17 protein-coding genes and 1 tRNA gene are annotated in these 16,554 nt (G+C 69.6%); 7 read left to right on the top strand and 11 right to left on the bottom strand.

Translation table 11 applies throughout. The features are described 5' to 3' along the window. Window positions 1-3 precede the first annotated feature (3 nt). The 3 genes from BZB76_RS28170 to BZB76_RS36480 all read right to left on the bottom strand — a co-directional run bounded on the left by BZB76_RS28170 (window position 4) and on the right by BZB76_RS36480 (window position 2,698). Window positions 4-1,239, bottom strand: a complete 1,236-nt coding sequence (locus BZB76_RS28170; RefSeq protein WP_170180782.1) for a cytochrome P450 — start codon at window positions 1,237-1,239, stop codon at window positions 4-6. A 155-nt stretch (window positions 1,240-1,394) separates the two neighbouring features. Then, a complete protein-coding gene (locus tag BZB76_RS36555) occupies window positions 1,395-1,976 on the bottom strand; it encodes a translation initiation factor IF-2 N-terminal domain-containing protein (protein WP_121437411.1) in 582 nt (193 codons plus the stop codon). A 599-nt stretch (window positions 1,977-2,575) separates the two neighbouring features. Continuing rightward, on the bottom strand, window positions 2,576-2,698 hold the full coding sequence (locus BZB76_RS36480) for a hypothetical protein (protein WP_281273918.1): 123 nt from the start codon (window positions 2,696-2,698) through the stop codon (window positions 2,576-2,578). A 262-nt stretch (window positions 2,699-2,960) separates the two neighbouring features. Here BZB76_RS36480 and BZB76_RS28160 point away from each other — a divergent pair, with 262 nt between their 5' ends. Beyond that, window positions 2,961-3,386, top strand: coding sequence for a VOC family protein (locus BZB76_RS28160; RefSeq protein WP_121437410.1), 426 nt, complete (start codon window positions 2,961-2,963; stop codon window positions 3,384-3,386). A gap of 463 nt (window positions 3,387-3,849) precedes the next feature. After that, window positions 3,850-4,998, top strand: a complete 1,149-nt coding sequence (locus BZB76_RS28155) for a methyltransferase domain-containing protein (protein WP_121437409.1) — start codon at window positions 3,850-3,852, stop codon at window positions 4,996-4,998. A gap of 4 nt (window positions 4,999-5,002) precedes the next feature. On the opposite strand, the gene BZB76_RS28150 is transcribed toward BZB76_RS28155, so the two are convergent. Continuing rightward, window positions 5,003-6,196 carry a helix-turn-helix domain-containing protein gene (locus BZB76_RS28150; protein ID WP_121437408.1) on the bottom strand — a complete coding sequence of 398 codons (1,194 nt, stop codon included), beginning with the start codon at window positions 6,194-6,196 and terminating at the stop codon, window positions 5,003-5,005. A gap of 105 nt (window positions 6,197-6,301) precedes the next feature. On the opposite strand from BZB76_RS28150, the gene BZB76_RS28145 reads away from it, so the two are divergent. Continuing rightward, window positions 6,302-6,499, top strand: a complete 198-nt coding sequence (locus BZB76_RS28145; RefSeq protein ID WP_121437407.1) for a hypothetical protein — start codon at window positions 6,302-6,304, stop codon at window positions 6,497-6,499. Window positions 6,500-7,178: 679 nt separating this feature from the next. Here the strand turns inward: BZB76_RS28145 and BZB76_RS28135 are convergent. Beyond that, a tRNA-Thr gene (locus tag BZB76_RS28135) sits at window positions 7,179-7,254 on the bottom strand. A 160-nt stretch (window positions 7,255-7,414) separates the two neighbouring features. Between BZB76_RS28135 and BZB76_RS28130 the strand changes: the two genes are divergently transcribed. Next, the gene (locus BZB76_RS28130) at window positions 7,415-7,735 is read left to right on the top strand and encodes a YciI family protein (RefSeq protein ID WP_211343221.1); all 321 of its coding nucleotides are present in this window, start codon (window positions 7,415-7,417) and stop codon (window positions 7,733-7,735) included. Here BZB76_RS28130 and BZB76_RS28125 read toward each other — a convergent pair. The 4 genes from BZB76_RS28125 to BZB76_RS28110 form a co-directional block, all read right to left on the bottom strand. Continuing rightward, on the bottom strand, window positions 7,695-8,615 hold the full coding sequence (locus BZB76_RS28125; protein WP_121437404.1) for an EamA family transporter: 921 nt from the start codon (window positions 8,613-8,615) through the stop codon (window positions 7,695-7,697). The two genes, BZB76_RS28130 and BZB76_RS28125, sit on opposite strands and share 41 nt — an antisense overlap. A 58-nt stretch (window positions 8,616-8,673) precedes the next feature. Beyond that, on the bottom strand, window positions 8,674-9,603 hold the full coding sequence (rlmB, locus tag BZB76_RS28120) for a 23S rRNA (guanosine(2251)-2'-O)-methyltransferase RlmB (RefSeq protein ID WP_121437403.1): 930 nt from the start codon (window positions 9,601-9,603) through the stop codon (window positions 8,674-8,676). Between the two features lie 113 nt (window positions 9,604-9,716). Beyond that, complete coding sequence (gene cysS / locus BZB76_RS28115; protein ID WP_121437402.1) at window positions 9,717-11,114, bottom strand: cysteine--tRNA ligase; 1,398 nt, start codon at window positions 11,112-11,114, stop codon at window positions 9,717-9,719. A 94-nt stretch (window positions 11,115-11,208) separates the two neighbouring features. Then, on the bottom strand, window positions 11,209-11,922 hold the full coding sequence (locus BZB76_RS28110) for a DUF6585 family protein (protein ID WP_337959777.1): 714 nt from the start codon (window positions 11,920-11,922) through the stop codon (window positions 11,209-11,211). Between the two features lie 178 nt (window positions 11,923-12,100). Here BZB76_RS28110 and BZB76_RS28105 point away from each other — a divergent pair, with 178 nt between their 5' ends. The 3 genes from BZB76_RS28105 to fahA are packed head-to-tail and all read left to right on the top strand — an operon-like array spanning window position 12,101 to window position 15,110. Then, window positions 12,101-13,054, top strand: a complete 954-nt coding sequence (locus tag BZB76_RS28105; protein ID WP_121437400.1) for a DUF2637 domain-containing protein — start codon at window positions 12,101-12,103, stop codon at window positions 13,052-13,054. 42 nt (window positions 13,055-13,096) lie between these two features. Further along, on the top strand, window positions 13,097-13,846 hold the full coding sequence (locus BZB76_RS28100; RefSeq protein WP_121437399.1) for a hypothetical protein: 750 nt from the start codon (window positions 13,097-13,099) through the stop codon (window positions 13,844-13,846). A gap of 49 nt (window positions 13,847-13,895) precedes the next feature. Then, window positions 13,896-15,110, top strand: a complete 1,215-nt coding sequence (gene fahA / locus BZB76_RS28095; protein ID WP_121437398.1) for a fumarylacetoacetase — start codon at window positions 13,896-13,898, stop codon at window positions 15,108-15,110. Between the two features lie 255 nt (window positions 15,111-15,365). On the opposite strand, the gene ispF is transcribed toward fahA, so the two are convergent. Together ispF and BZB76_RS28085 are read right to left on the bottom strand one after the other, a co-directional pair. Next, window positions 15,366-15,836: a 2-C-methyl-D-erythritol 2,4-cyclodiphosphate synthase gene (gene ispF, locus BZB76_RS28090; RefSeq protein WP_211343220.1), complete on the bottom strand. Its 471-nt coding sequence runs from the start codon at window positions 15,834-15,836 to the stop codon at window positions 15,366-15,368. 34 nt (window positions 15,837-15,870) lie between these two features. After that, a complete protein-coding gene (locus BZB76_RS28085; protein ID WP_067459337.1) occupies window positions 15,871-16,353 on the bottom strand; it encodes a CarD family transcriptional regulator in 483 nt (160 codons plus the stop codon). Window positions 16,354-16,554 lie beyond the last annotated feature (201 nt).

Here is a 16,554-nt window from a genome sequence, read left to right as displayed (position 1 = left end):
TCCCTACCGGCGGGTCACCCGCATCGGGACGAGACCTGCGGGCCGGAGCGTGACCTCCGCCCGAGCCTCCACGGACACGCCCGGCGCCAGATCGAGCCGATGGGTCCGGGTGATCGTCGCGAGCAGCAGCGTCGCCTCCAACATCGCGAACCCCGCGCCCACACAGATACGCCTGCCTCCCCCGAACGGCAGGTAGGCGTATCTGGGGTGCTCCGGCGTCCCCATGAACCGTTCCGGGTGGAAACCCTCCGGATTGGGCCAGAACTCGACGTTCCGATGCAGCAGGAACGGCGAGACCGCCACCGTCGACCCGGCGGGCACCGGCACTCCTGCCACCTCATCGTCGTCGACCGCGTCACGTTCGAGGGTCCATGCCGGTGGACGAAGCCGCATCGCCTCGGAGAGGACGGCCCGCGTCCACGGCAGCCGGTCGATGTCCTCGGCCCGCGGATCCCTATCCGCGAGCACCTCGTCCACTTCCTGCTCCAGCCGCTCCCGGGCCGCCGGGTACTGGGAAAGCAGCATGAACGTCCAGGCCAGGGAGGCGGCCGTCGTCTCGTGCCCGGCGAGCAGCAGCGTCAGCACCTCGTCGCGCAGCTCCTCGTCGGAGAGACCGCCGCCGTCCTTCAGCAGATCGAGCAGCTCCCCACCGGACCCTTTCACCACCTTCTCGACCAGTTCGTCGAGATGCGCCATGCCGTCCTTCAACCACGGCACACGCGCGTAGATCCCCCGCCGGGCCGACGCGCCGGGCAGGAACGTCCCGACCACGACGGCCCGTTGCAGGCTTTCCAGTGACCGGCCGGTCTTCGCGGACTCTCCCGCCAGTTCGCTGCCGAACAGGGCCCCTCCGACCACGTCCAGCGTGATCCGCCGCATCTGGTCCGCCGCGTCGAGCAGCACACCGTCGGGCCACCGCTCCACGGCCCGGCGGCCGATCTCCACCATCCGCGGCGCGAACGCGACGATATGCCGCTGCGCGAACACCGGCTGCACGAGCCGCCGATGCCGCCGCCACGTCTCCCCCTCGCTCGTGAGGAGCCCGTCCCCGAGAAACACCCGCAGCGGACGGTACGTCACGGCCTTCACATAGTTGGACTGGTTCGCGACCAGGACATGTTCGGCATGTTCGGGTCGCGACAACAGAAAGAACGACCGCCGCAAACCGAGCGGCAACTGAACGGCGTCACCGTACCTCCGGGCGAGCGCGACGTACGTCTCGAGCGGATTGCGAGCCATCCGCCCCCACCATCGGGCTGTTTCCACTCCGGGCCGCGGCCCCGCGATGCTCCGCTGATACACGAGCGATGTCATGCCCCAACCGTAAAATCCCGGACCCGCACCCGACCAGACCCGCGCCAGGCTCACGCTGACCTGCGTTTACAGACGCTCCGTCAGAGCGCCGATTTGTTTCGATGACGCGCGGGAAGTCGACGCTCGATTTCATGCATGACCCGTAGGGCGTCCTGGAGAGTGCCGAGTTGTGGCTCATTTCCATCCGGATGCGCGACCCAGTTCCGAACACTTTGCGCGAAGGACACACGGGCCCGACTGACCCGACTCTTACCGGAAAGCCAGTCGCGATTGTTGTAGGTCTCCGGAATATAACTCGTCAGACGCTCCCACGACTTGAGAATATCCTCTTTGATCCGCGAGGCCTCGATCTCCTGTTGGACGTCGACACGCGGCTCGGCGGGCCGCGGCTCCGGCCGACGCGGCGGCGGAGCGGGCCTCGGATCGGGCCGCGCCGACGATCCGGCGGGCCCCCGCTGCGTGGAAAGCCAGGTGGGGTTGGGGACGAGCGAGCGCGGCGACGCCTGCGGCGCGAGCGCCTCGGTAAGCCGTCTCACCACCGAAGGTTCAACGGGACTGGAGGCGGTGTGGACGAACTCGCCCATCTCGTGAAGCTTCGCCATGACGACTTTACTCTCGACGCCGAATACCTTGGCGAGTTCGTAGACCCTGACCTTCGCCATGGCTCTCCCTGTACCGGTGAGGCGAAACGGACATGCGCTCTACCGGTGTAGACGACACGGACGCCCACTCAGTTCCAGCACGGGACACCCGGCCGATCCGGGTGGCGGAACAGGAACTCTTATGTATCTACGAGTTTGTCGAACCTTCGACCCAATTCGATCTTGAACGCCCCAGCACCCGCCCCACCGATGACCGGCCCCGCCGCCCACAGCACCACCAGATCACCAGACGTCAACAGCGCCCGCCACACCTCCCAAAGCACAGCCGCCATGCCCGCCTCCGCGAGAGCAACAAACGAGGGTGCTCCTCGCCCGTGCCCGGCTCGCCCACTACAGCCAGCTCGTTCTCAGGCAGGTGCATCTGGGGGACGTCCGCTGGTGCCAAGCATGACCTGTTGCGGCACGCGCACACTGAGCAACCGCACCAACGGTCCGCCGCCCGAGCGGTCAGCGAGGCGCTGGGAAGCCCATGCCCCAACACCTCATACAGAGCGACCTGCCGAGCCCCCACCTGAATGAACCCGACGTTCGAAAAATTCAGCCGCAACCGCACATCCCGCCCGGCCCCGTCCGACCAGAACGCTCAGTAGACGTCCAGCTCAACCGTCTCGCTCGTGAGCCTGCAGGATAGCCTCGGGATCGATCCCGGCGGTCGCCAACAGTTGGGGCTTCAACGCCTCGATCTCGTCCTTCACCCACTCGGGCATCGGATGCTCGGCCACACCCCACCCTTCCTCGGCGAAGAACGCATCGGCGTAAGCCTGCGCATAGCCGCAGAGGAAGCCCTTCGGCCCACGCGGCGTCTCGGCAACAACGCCCTGCTTGGTGAACGCTCACCAGGCAACGTCGAAATCAGCCCCGAACCCACGCTCACCCAGTTCAGCGAACGCCGCCCGCAACCGCTCAAGATCCGTCCTCTCAACCACACGCACGAATATGGCACGCCCGAGGCGGCCGTCCGTCCCCCCCTGCGACCATCGAAAAATGAAGAGCCTCAACCTGAACATCAAGGACCTCATCATCGACTGCGAGGACCCGGAACGACTGGCGTTGTTCTGGGCTCAAGTCCTTGGACGCCCCATCACGGCCAGGACAGGCCCCTATGTCTGGCTCGAACGCGGTGACGGCCCAGGACTGGGCTTCCAGAAGGTCACCGAGCCCAAGGTCGGCAAGAACCGCATCCATTTCGACGTCGCTTCACCTGACCCCGCCGCCGAACAGGAGCGAGTCGAGTCTCTGGGCGGCCAACGGCTCCAGCAGTACGCGTCCGGCGGCTTCCTGGTCATGGCCGACCCCGAGGGAAACGAGTTCTGCATCATCCCCGAAACCCCCTTCGACCTCGACACCGAAGGACGCGCAAACTACCTGAACTCCATGCCTGACGGCGGCCACTCTCCCCACCCCACCTGAACTCGAGTCACTCCGCCTTACACAGGGCCCTTCTCACAATTCAGTTGCCAGGTCATTGGGCGGCCTGCTGCCGCAGTACCTGGGCTTGCAACGATCGATCAGCCGCGCCCCCGGTCCACAGGTAAGGGCAAGACCGGCGGCCGTCAAGCTCAGGGAGCAGCAGCTCGCGCACCACGTATGCCGGCAGGCGCCCGGACGCGACCCGATCCGCCACCGCAAGCTGATGACCGCGTGGCTCGGGATCACCCAGAGACCGCGGTGCGACTCGTGCCCCTTACGCGGCACTCACTCTCGGAGCACCTAGACGAAGAGTCATTGAACTTCTACCGTATGTGACGCAACGACCCGTGAGGAGGTGCCCCGTGGGCGAACATGAAGCTCCCAAACCACAAAACCCCAAACCTCCCCCACCACCGAACCCGGACACCGGACCTCCACCCGGCGGCGGAAAGCGCGAGAAGTAATGGCCCGCACAGGCTCCGCCGATGAGCGCCTCGCCGTGCTCATCGCCGAGGTCCAAGCGAAGGGGCACCTCCCCGACCCGGCGGACCTCTGGGTGAAGGCGTTGCGGGCGGTGCCTCGGCATGCCTTCGTCCCGACCCGAGCATGGACGGCCAACGGGCCCATAGACCGGGACGAGCGGCCGGACGAATGGTGGGACGCGGTCTACAGTGACGCGCCGATCATCACCCAGGCCGACGACGGCGCCACCGACCCGAGCACCGGGCGCGGCGACCCCACCTCTTCTCTGTCAGCACTGTCCGGCGTCCTGTACAACTTCGGGCACCTCGACTTGGACCAGAGCCATCGAGTCCTTGAGATCGGCACCGGCACCGGCTACTCCGCCGCGCTCACCACCCAGATCGTCGGCGAAACCGGCGCCGTCGTCTCCGTCGAGGTCGACCCCGAACTGACCGCCCTCGCCGAAAAGAACCTCGCAGCAGCCCTGCCCGCAGGCGGGCCCACGCCCACACTGATCGTCGAGGACGGCGCCGACGGCTACTCCACGGACGCTCCCTATGACCGGGTGCACGCCACCTGCTCCGTACAGTCCATCCCGCCCGCATGGCTCGCGCAAACACGGCCCGGCGGCCGCATCGTCACCCCATACGGCCGGTGGTTCGGATACGGCCTGGTCGCCCAAGTGGACGTTCTCCCGGACGGGACCGGTGTCGGTCGTTTCCCCGGCACCAGCGGGTACATGCCGCTACGGTCCCAGCGCCCCGCCGACGACCACTCCGCCGAATGGGACGCGTCCGGTGCTCGCGTGACCCGAACCAGCGTCAATCCGCGGACCATCGCATACGCCCCGGCCGCCGCGGACCTGGTCATCACTCACCTGGCACCAGGGATCGCAGCGCGCCGCGCGGACGACTCGCTGTGGCTGCTAGACGGGCACGACCCAGACTGCTGGGCGATCGCCGTTTTCGGCGAACACGAGAACGTGTTCGAGGTGCGCCAACACGGCAACCGTGACCTGTGGGACGAGGTCGCCGACGCGTACTTCCAATGGCAGTCACTCGGCCGCCCCGTCCTCGACAGACTCGGCCTCACGGTCGACGAGGACGGGGAACACCTCTGGCTGGACCGGCCGGACGACGTGATCGCCTAGCGCGTCAGTCCAAGCCAAGCCACGCAGCGAACGCACGGAGGTCCTCGCTGGGTCGTGCCTCCGCGCCAGCGATTATCGCGAGCAGTTCTCGCACCATCGGATGAATACGGACCTGTTGTGGCGCGACCCGCCGCGCCCGGCGAAGCGCGTCGAACGCACGACGGCGGTCACCCTGGTAGTACCAGGCCCGCGCGACCTCGATCCAGAAGTGCCCGAGCCGGACGGGCGGCAATCCCGGTGGCAGCTGCTCGTACAACGGCGCCGCGCGCTCGATCGCTCGCGCGCCGTCCTCCAGCTCCACCGCCGCGGATACCCCGTGCAGTGCGACGTTGCCCGGTCCGAACTCCAGCCCATAGTGATTCGCGGCAGGATTCGGTAGCAGATCGGCGGCGCGGGCCGCCTCCGCCAGATGCACCTCGGACAGCTCGGCGTCACCGGCACGCGCGGCGAGCACCGACGACCGCAAATGCAACGACCCGAAGACCGACAACGCGGCGGGTTCCATTCCCTCAGGCCCCTCACCAAGGCTCCGGCGGGTCCGCTCCATCAACGTCAGCCCCGCCTGGTGCGCACCCGCGCCGAGCAGCGACGCGCCCCGCGACCACTGCGTCCGCGCCACCCGCAGCGGGTCACGGGACAGGTGACTCTCCCGCTCGATCCGGTCCAGAACGGTTGCGCGCATGTCCTGGTAACCGAGCTGGTGCGCGAGAGCGGACGCACCGCCATACGCCTCGGCCAGCAGCGCGTGCAGCTGCGGGTCGTCCTCGGTATGGATCGCGACGGACAACTCCTCCAGCAACCCGGGAAGCATTTGCCCGAGGCGGAGGTACCGGGCGTGGCGGCCGAGCTGTGACACCTCCTGCACGTCACGGCGCAGTTCCGTGACGGTGCGAACGGGTAGCGCGTCGTCGGGCGGCAGGTCGTGCGTAAGCAGGGCACGGCGAATCGGGTCGATGGTGGCCTGCAACTGCCGCAACTTGCCCATGGGCTCCTGGTACGGCTGGCCGGTAACGCATGGGACGTCAACACGCAGGGCGCGGGCGACGGCACCAATGAGCGCGGGCGACGCCGGACGATGTCCCTGCTCCACCTTGGTGAGAAGACTGTACGAGACGTGGGCACGCCGGCTAAGGCCTCGCTGACTCAGACCTCGCAGTTTCCGCAGCTCAGCGATGCGTTTGCCGATCGCGTCGGCCATACCTCCCCCGCATATCACAGGTTTTGATAGTTCACAGTCGCCTTCAGTATGACTCTGTCCTCCATGACGCACTGTGACATTGCAGATACAGCCCCGGAAACCCCGATGGTCCGGCCCCAGGGCCAGTACCCGGACTGGTGGGTGTGGGTCAGCGACACCGGCACCTGGTGGGCGTCGCGCCGCGACCAACTCACCCTCACCGACACGGTCGCCGGGCTCGTCCCCTACCTGCGGGCCGACTGCGCCGAAGACCTAAAGGCCCTGCTCAACGAGCAGGACAGCGCCACCGGAGGTGACCAGTGAATGCCGAGCGGTCGCCGGAACAACTAGGCCGCACATACCCCAACTGGAAAATCACCTACGCCGAGCACCTACATCCGCAGCCCCGCCTGGCGAGGCGGACACCTCGCCGAGGCCAACGCCCCGGCCACCCTGAAGCCCCCGATCCCCCGGCCCGCGAAGAAGGCGGCCACGCGTCCCGTGCGGTGCACCCGGTGCCCCACCAAGACGCGAACCCCGAACCCCGCATGCTCACCCAACAGGAGATCACGCAACGCTCGATCAAGGCACTCACCGAACGGCCCATCGGCCTCGCCTGGAAACCGTCATGGCGTCCATCATCGACCCGTCGAGCAAGATCACACGATCTCATCGCCGAGAAACGCAACGAACCGGCCGCAACAGGTCGGGCGGCCGAGGCGGGTCGGCCGGAGAGGCCGCGCGCCCGGCCCGGATTGACCGGCGGCGGCCTCGAAGCGCCCCCCATCGCGGCTTCATGGCGGGCGGCGCGTTCATGCGATGTCGTTGCTTCTGGCGGGTGGCCCGTTCGTGTGGCGGGCGTGGGGCTTGGGCGGTCCGGTGATCATGCTTCGGGGCTATGTGTATGGGGACAGTGGGCAACCCGTCGGGCGACGGGCGTCTTTTGGCGGTGCGGTGGTGGCGAGTCTGTAGGGCGGAGGCCCCCTCCGGAGGGGGCTTTGGGTGGAGCCGGCGAGGGGACTTGAACCCCTAACCTTCTGTTTACAAGACAGATGCTCTGCCAATTGAGCTACGCCGGCTGGTTCGTCCCGCATCGTAGTCGACTTGGTGGGGGGCTTGCGCGGGAGTTTTTCTCAGGGGCGGGGTTGGGGAGGCTGGTCTTGGTGGGGTGTCGGTGATGGGGGTCGTGATCTCGGGGGATCGGGGCAGGGGGAAGTTATGACGTTGTACGTGCTCAACATGATTCAGCCTGTGGGTGAGGTGCCGCCGCCGGAGGTGCTGGAGCCGGTGATGGCGGAGCTCGCGGAGATCCGGAGGGATCTGGAGTCGCAGGAGGCGTGGGTGTTCGGGAGGCGGTTGCACCAGCCCGAGGAGAGCACCGTGGTGCGGCTCAGGGACGAGGAGGTGGTCGCTACCGATGGGCCCTGGGTGGAGAGCGAGGAGCATGTCGGGGGGATCGTCATCGTCGCGGTGGAGGATCTGGACGCGGCGTTGAAGGTGGCGGCGCGGTATGTCCGGGTTACGGGGTTGCCGATGGAGGTGCGGCCGTTTCAGGGCTAGGGGGGCGGGCGGCGGCCTGGCCGGCCACCAGGGCGCCCAGGGCGATGGTGAAGCCGACCAGCTGCCAGGGGGTGAGTGTTTGGCTCAGGATGAGGAGGCCGGCGAGGGTGGCGACCAGGGGGTTGGTGAGGCCTAGGAGGGAGACGGAGGTGGCGGGGAGGCGGTCGATGCCGCGGAACCAGAGGGCGTAGGCGATTGCCGTGCCGACCAGGCCCAGGTAGGCGAAGCCCAAGGCGTTCTCGCCGTTGATGGTGGGTGGGACGCCTTCGAGGGTGAGGGTGAGGGGGGCGAGGACCAGGCCGCCGACGGTGAGTTGCCAGGCGGTCATGACGAGGGGTGATTCGGGGCGGCCCCACTTCTTGGCCAGGACGATCGCGGTCGCCATCAGGGACGTCGCGGTGAGCATGGCGGCGATGCCCAGCGGGTCCAGGCGGGCCTCGGCGGTCAACGTGAGGAGCGCCACGCCGCCGGTTCCGGCCAGGGCCGCGTACAGGACGGCGCGGGTGGGTCGGATTCGTAGAACGCCCAGGGACAGCAGTGCCACGATGAGCGGCTGGACGGAGCCGATGGTGGAGGCGACCCCGCCGGGCAGCCGGTAGGCGGCGAAGAAGATCAAGGGGAAGAAGGCGCCGAAGTTCAGCATGCCGAGGACGATCGACTTCCACCACCAGTCGCCGCGTGGGAGGCGGTGGGTGACGGCCAGCAGGATGAGTCCGGCGGGCAGGGCGCGGAGGGTGGCAGCGAGTAGGGGGCGGTCGGCGGGCAGCATGGTGGTGGTGACGACGTAGGTGGTGCCCCAACTGGCGGGGGCGAAGGCGGCCAGGGCCAGGTCGGTGGCGTGGCGGGCTCGCAGGGCTCGGGGTGCCGTGACGGCGGTCATCGACGTTCACCTCTCAGCGTTCAGGCATACGTGAACGTCAAGTTTCTGAACGTTGAGATTATTCCGTTCGGCGGCGGCTGACCTCGTACAGGGCGATGCCGGCGGCTACGCCGGCGTTGAGTGACTCCGCTGTGCCGGGCATGGGGATCGTGACCAGTAGGTCGCATGTTTCGGCGACCAGGCGTCCCAGGCCTTTGCCTTCGGAGCCGATGACCAGCACGAATGGTCCGGAGGCGACTTCCAGGTCGGCGACGGTGACCTCGCCGTGGGCGTCCAGACCGGCGACGAAACAGCCTGCTTTCTGGTACGCCTTGAGCTGGCGGGTGAGGTTCGTCGCCTGGGCTACCGGGACGGTCGCCAGCGTGCCTGCGGACGACTTCCATGTGCCCGCGGTGACTCCGGCGGCGCGCCGTTCGGGGACGACCACGCCGGACGCGCCGAACGCTGCCGCGGAGCGGACGATCGCGCCCAGGTTGCGCGGGTCCGTGATTCCGTCCACCGCGACGATCAGCGGCGCCGGGCCGGTGAGCAGGTCGTCGGGGTGCGCGTAGCGGTACGGCTTGACCTGGAGGGCGATGCCCTGGTGGACGGCGCCGTCGGTGAGGCGGTCGAGTTCGGGCCGGGCGGTCTCCAGCAGGGGGATGCGGCGGTCGGCGGCCAGCTGGATCGACTCGCGAATGCGTTCGTCGGTGCCGGACGTCACGTACAGGGCCGTTCCAGGGACCCCGGCTCGGAGGGCCTCGACGACCGGGTTACGGCCCGTGACCAGTTCCGGGACCTCGCCGGAGGCGCGTCGCGCGCCCGCCGGACGGCCCGTGCCGGCACGGCCGGGGCGTTCCCGGGACTCGGGCTTCAGGCGGCTGCCGGGGCCGAGCGTCGACGTGCCGGTGCGCTTGGCGCTCTTGACGGCGCGCGCCTTCTGGCGCTTGCCGTACCAGTGCCGGTCCTCGGCCTTGGGAGTCGGTCCCTTGCCCTTGCGCTTGGCCATGATCAGGTGCGCTCCCCTGGCTACGGTGCTCGTCCGCCCCGGTGGCGGCTTGGATCTCGGCGGGACGGCTGCATACCCCCGCGAACGTTCGATTTTATCCGCCGTGCGCTACCTCAGTCGCGCTTCAGCTCCCAGCGGGGGCCCTGCGGGGTGTCCTCGACGAGGATTCCGGCCTCCGACAGGCTGTCGCGGATGGCGTCGGCGGCCGCGTAGTCCTTGCGGGCGCGGGCGGCCTGCCGCTGCTCGAGCGCGACCGCGACGAGGGCGTCCACGACGGGACGGAGGTCGTCCTCGCCGGCGCGGCGCCACTGCGACGACAGCGGGTCGACGCCGAGGACGTCCGCCATGGCCCGGACGTCGGCGAGGTGGCGGCGCACCGCGTCGAGGTCGCCGGACGCGAGGGCGCTGTTCCCCTCCCGGACGGTCTCGTGCAGCACCGCGAGCCCGTGCGGGACGCCGAGGTCGTCGTCCAGCGCGGCGGCGAACGCGGCCGGGACGGACGGCGCCGGCGCGACCGTGCTCACCACTTCTGATGCCCGGGTCGCGAACCCCTCGATGCGCTGGTAGGCGGAGACGGCCTCGGCCAGGGACGCGTCCGTGAAGTCCATCAGCGACCGGTAGTGCGCCGAGGCCAGGTAGTACCGGATCTCCACCGGACGGGCCTTGTCGAGCAGGTCGGGCAGCAGCACCACGTTGCCGACGGACTTGCTCATCTTCTCGCCGTCCACGGTGAGCAGCCCGTTGTGCAGCCAGTAGCGGGCGAACCCGTCACCGGCGGCCCGTGACTGGGCGATCTCGTTCTCGTGGTGCGGGAAGATCAGGTCGACGCCGCCGCCGTGGATGTCGAACGTGGACCCGAGGTACCTGGTCGCCATCGCCGAGCACTCCAGGTGCCAGCCGGGCCGTCCCTCGCCCCACGGGGTCTCCCAGGACGGCTCGCCGGGCTTGGCGCCCTTCCACAGCGCGAAGTCGCGCGGGTCGCGTTTGAGGTCCTCGTTGGGCGTGTCGCCCGCGGCGCGCAGGTTCTCCAGCCGCTGGTTCGACAACCGGCCGTACTGGTCGGCCCAGGACGCGACGTCGAAGTACACATCGCCGCCGACCGCGTAGGCGTGACCGTTCTCGATCAGGCGGCGCATCAGCGTGATCATCTCGGGGACATGTCCGGTGGCGCGTGGCTCGATCGTCGGGGGCAGGCAGCCGAGCAGGTCATAGCCCTGGGTGAAGATCCGCTGGTTGCCCTCGGCGACCGCGAACCACGGCACGCCCCGCTCCGCCGCCACGGCGATGATCTTGTCGTCGACATCGGTGACGTTACGGGCGAACGTCACCTCGTATCCGGACGCGCGCAGCCAGCGCAGCAGCACGTCGTAGATCACGCCCGACCGTAGATGGCCGATATGGGGGGAGGCCTGCGGGGTGGCACCACACACGTACATCCCCACGCGGCCCTCTTCCAGGGGCTCGAACGCACGGACGCTACGGGTGCCGGTGTCGTAGAAGCGCAGACTCACAACGCACAGGCTATTGGAATTCGAGCGCGCACAGTGTAGTTAGCGGCGGAGTCTCACCGGCCGCCGCCCCCATCGGACCCGGCCGGTCATATCTTCAGGATGTTTCAGTCAGGTCCCTGACCTGGTGGCATAGCACCACGAAGGCTAACGCGTCCGGGGTCTGGGCGGCCACGGCGACCAGGTCCGGGCGGTTGGTCCAGGAATGAACGGTGACCAGACCGTTGTCGATTTCGACATCCAGGACGGCGTGCCACGGGAGTCGCTCGCCGTCCTTCTCGACGCCGTCGCGGTCGAGGGCGAACGGGCCCATCCTGACGGTCTCGCCCGCCTTCACGGCCGCGAGATGGCGCGGGACGAGCCGCGCGGTCACCTCCGCGGCCACGGCCTCGCCGAGTTCCCGCACGTCCGGGACGTCGTCGCCCAGCCGCAGGACGGTCCCGTCTTCGGCGACGATCGTGAAGGACCAGCGGGTGCGCTCACGCGCGGCGTTCCGCACCCCGGACACGGTCACGGATTCCAGCTCGTCCCACGCGTATTGGGCCTCTCCCCCGGGCCCGGCGACCACCAGGCCGCCGGTGTGGAGCGACACGATCCGGCCGCGCAGGCGCGGCAGGCCACGTCCGGCGATCCAGCCGACCCCGCCCGCGAAGCCCATGGAGAGCACGAGCGCAGGCACGCCCGCCCACCAGATGCGGCCGTGCAGGGCGGCGATCGCCGCGGGCACCAACGCCAGCGAGGCCGCGCCGAGCAGAGCGAGCCACGTCCACGTACGGCGGTCAGCGGCCCGGCCGTCGAACGTCCGGACCAGTTCACCGAGACGATCCCCCGGAATCGCTGCCTCCCCTCGGGATGCCGTCGTGCATACCGTACGACTCCGTTGATATCGCTCGCAGGGCTACGTGATCATTCTCAAGTGTCGGGTCACTGCCGTCCCGGCTGGTTACTCTCCCCTCAAGACCCTCAGGCGCCCCTTCGGAACGAGTGACATGTCTTCTGACCCGACCCGGCCAACTTTCACCACGGCGCAGCGGCGGCTGCTCACGGCCCTCGCGGGGCTCATCGTCGCCGTCCTGGCGGGCGCCGCGTTCGCGCTGACCTATGACGTCCTCCGCGAACTCGCCCGCTACGGCGGCGTCGGCGAACGCTGGACGCCGCTGTACCCGGCGATCGCGGACACGCTCACCACGATGACGATCCTGTCCCTCGTGATCACCCGGAACGCCCGCTGGTGGACGCGGCTGACGCGCTGGGCCCTGCTGCTGCTCCTCATCGCCGGCGGGGCCGCGATCTCCGTCCAGGACTCGGTCTGGGGGATGTCGTCGCTGCCCCGCGACGCGGTCCGCGCGGGCGTGGCGGTGGCGCCGCACGTGATGCTGGTGATCGCCGTGTGGCTGTGGCTGACGATGTTCAAGCAGATCCGGGTGGCGCGTCCCGCCTCCGAGGAGCCCGCGCCCGTCGAGACGCAGCGCGGTCACGTCAAGGTCCTCGAACCCGCCGTGCCCGGGCTCCTGGCCCTGGAGGCCCCGACGGAGACGGAGACAGAGGCGCCGCGCGCCGAGCCGGACGAGCCGGACGAGCATGAGGAGCATGAGGAGCCGCTCATCCCGTTCGCGGCCGACGACGACCTGTCGTCCGAGCCCGCGCCCCCGCCGCTGGAGACCCTTCCGGAGCCGCGGCGGTCCGTGGAGACCGCGCCCGCGCTGCTGCCGACCGACGTCGAACTGGTCCGCACCCGGGCACGTGAGGACACCGAGCCGCGCCCGATCGCGTCGACGACCCGTCCCGACATCGTGGTGCCCGCCCTCGAGGCCGGCGCCGTCGAGGACGCCGACGAGGACGACGGCCCGCCCGCCGACCGGGCCGAGGACCCGGACGGCGGAGACCTGAACCCGCCGCCGTCGTCGAACTTCCGCAGCGGCCCCACCCCGCCCGCCGACTGAGATTTCGGCGTGACAGGTCCAGGGCCGGGGTAGTGGTGCCGCATGGGCGCCCTACTCGCCCGGCTGGTCGACGACGCCGCGCTCTGCCCACCGGGCCGCGCCCCGATGGACGGGGCGCTGGCGGCCCACCGCGACGCCGGACATGACCCGGTCGTCGGTCGGCTCCTGTGCCCCGCGTCGCGGTTCGCCGAACTGCGGGCCCGGCTCGTCCCGGAGGACCTGCTCGACCTCGGTGTGATCGCCGACGCTGGCATCGACGGGCTCTCGGAGACGCTGGACGCCGTCCACGCCGAACCCCGCGTCCGGCCGTCGGCGGTCCGGATCGCGCTGCCCGAGGACGCCGACCAGGCCCGTGCCGCCGCCGTGACGCTCGCCCGGCTCCCACCCGGAGTGCCCGCCCACATCGAGGTGCGGCACTCCCCCGGATGGCGGGACGCGCTCGACCGCGTCCGCGCCGCCCGCGACCACGGCGCCCCGCTGGCCGCCGCGTTCCGCGTCACCGGGCCGCCCACCGAACTCGCGACGTCCATCACGGCATGCGCGGCCCGCGACCTGGCCTTCACCTGCGCGGCCACGGACCACCACCCGCACATCCTGCTGGCCGCCGCCCTCGCCGCAACGGGCGAACGGGACGTCCGCCGGACGCTCGAACGCACCGACCTGCGCGGCCTCACCGCCGACCTGCGCGCGCTGACCGAACCCGAGGCCCTGGCGACGCGGCGCCTCCTGCTCGCGTTCAGCGCCCCCGACATCCGCGCGGCCCTGACGCGACTGAACCCGGCGGCCGCCTGACCCCGTTCTCCACCGGATGAAAGACACGCCGAAGGGAAGATATGGCTCCATGACGACCGACACGTGGGTTGAGGGCGGTTCGGACGGCGGCTTCGGCGTGGAGAACCTGCCCTACGGGATCTTCTCCCGTCCGGGTGAGCTGCCCCGCGCGGGCGCGGCGATCGGCGGCCACGTCCTCGACCTGGCGGCGATGTCCGCGGCGGGCCTGGTGGAGGACCGCCGCTACTTCGCGTCCGGTTCGCTCAACGCCTTCATGGTGGCGGGACGCGCCGCCTGGGAGGCCAACCGCGCGCGTCTCGTCGAGCTGCTCACCGACGAGACGTACCGCGACCGGGTCGAGCCGCACCTCATCCCGGTCACCGACGTGGAACTGCTCCGCCCCTTCGAGGTCGCGGACTATGTCGACTTCTACTCCTCCGAGCATCACGCCCGGAACACCGGACGCATCTTCCGGCCCCGGGACGAGCCGCTTCCGTCCAACTGGAAGCGGCTGCCCGTCGCCTACCACGGACGGTCCGGGACCGTGTACCCGTCCGGGACGCCGATCATCCGTCCGTGCGGGCAGCGCCGGACGCCCGGCGAGCCGGAACCGACGTTCGGCCCGTCGCTCAGGCTCGACTTCGAGGCGGAGGTGGGGTTCGTCGCGGGCGTGCCGTCCGTCCCCGGACGCGGCGTCCCGACCGGCGCGTTCCGCGACCACGTGTTCGGGGTCGTGCTGCTGAACGACTGGAGCGCCCGCGACCTGCAGGCCTGGGAGTCACGGCCGCTCGGCCCGTTCCTCGGCAAGTCGTTCGCGACATCGATCTCCTCCTGGGTCGTCCCGCTGGCGGCGCTGGAGCCAGCCCGAGTGTCACCGCCCGTTCAGGACCCGACCCCGCTCCCCTACCTCCGCTGCGACGAGCCATGGGGCCTCGACCTGCACCTGGAGGTCCTGATCAACGGCCGGGTCGCGGCCCGACCGCCGTTCGCGTCGATGTACTGGACGGCGCCGCAGCAACTCGCCCACGCCACCGTCAACGGCGCCCCACTGCGCACCGGCGACCTCTTCGGCTCCGGCACGGTCTCGGGCCCCGACCCCGACCAGCGCGGCTGCATGCTGGAACTCAGCTGGGACGGCCGCGAACCCCTGAAACTCGACGACGGAACCGAACGCGCCTTCCTGGAGGACGGCGACACGGTCACGATCCGCGCCCAGGCCCCCGGAGCCTCCGGTTCACGCATCTCCCTCGGCGAAGTAACCGGCACCGTCCACCCACCCCACTGACCACCCAGACGGCACAGACGCGGCGGTCAAGACGTCCGGCCGCCACGAGTACGGCCAGCACCCCACGAACGCGAGCAACCCAGGCAGCGTGTCATTGGCCGCGGCTCTTCGGAGATCGCAAGATGCCCGCCGATGAAGGTCGGCGCATGACGGGCGTCCACTCCGTCGGCGCCAAGTCGAGCGGCAGGTGCACCCTGTGCCGTCCCGGTTCGGGGCGGCCGACGTTCCGTGGCGCGATGGGTCCGTGGGATCGGGTCACGGGGTCGGGACGACCAGGGCGGTGGCCATGGCGGCGAGGCCTTCGCCGCGGCCGGTCAGGCCCAGGCCGTCCGTGGTGGTGGCGGAGACGGAGACGGGGGCACCGCCGAGGGCCTCGGTCAGGGTCTTCTCGGCTTCGGCGCGGCGCTTGCCGATCTTGGGACGGTTGCCGATGACCTGGATGGCGACGTTGCCGATGGTGAAGCCCGCCTCGTTCACGAGGCGGGCCACCTCGCGGAGCAGCGTGGTGCCGGGGGCGCCCGACCAGCGGGGGTCGGCGGTGCCGAAGACGGCGCCGACGTCGCCGAGGCCGCAGGCCGACAGGAGGGCGTCGCAGGCGGCGTGCGCGGCGACGTCGCCGTCGGAGTGGCCGGCCAGGCCGTGGCCTTCGTCCGGCCAGTGCAGCCCGGCGACCCACAGGGGACGGGGCTCGGACGAGAACGGGTGGACGTCGGTTCCGACGCCCACCCGGGGAAGCCTTGCGCTCAAGTTCGGCGGCCGTTCAGCTGGCCAGGACCTCGTCGAGCAGAGCCTCTGCCTTGTCCTCGTTGGTCTTCTCGGCGAGCGCCAGCTCGCTGACCAGAATCTGGCGCGCCTTGGCCAGCATGCGCTTCTCGCCGGCCGACAAACCGCGTTCCTTGTCGCGCCGCCACAGATCACGGACGACCTCGGCGACTTTGTTCACATCGCCGGACGCGAGCTTCTCAAGGTTCGCCTTGTACCGGCGGGACCAGTTGGTGGGTTCTTCGGTGTAGGGGGCGCGCAGCACCTCGAACACCTTCTCCAGACCCTCCTGGCCGACGACGTCACGGACGCCCACGTCCTCGACGTTCTCGACCGGGACCTGCACTGTCAGGTCGCCCTTGTCGACCTTCAAGACCAGATAGGTCTTTTCCTCACCTTTGATGGTGCGAGTCTCGATGGCCTCGATCCGAGCAGCCCCATGGTGGGGGTAGACGACGGTGTCGCCGACCTGGAAAGTCATGTGACAAGTACCCCTTCCGCTAGAACCAGGGTACCACGCAAACGAGCGTGGCTGAACCGACCTTCCAGACAAATGCGCAGGTCAACCCCCATATTGAGGGATTGACAAAGCCCTTTAATGGTGCATCGGCGCCCTGTTCTCCGTACTCAGGGTAGCCGAGGGGCCACCGTGGTCCCGCCGGTTCGTCATTACCGGTAACGG

Source organism: Actinomadura pelletieri DSM 43383 (assembly GCF_003634705.1).
In the GTDB taxonomy this organism is placed as follows: Bacteria; Actinomycetota; Actinomycetes; order Streptosporangiales; family Streptosporangiaceae; genus Spirillospora; species Spirillospora pelletieri.
Note: the sequence above shows the minus strand (reverse complement) of the source record. Positions and strands in the feature narration are given on the sequence as shown.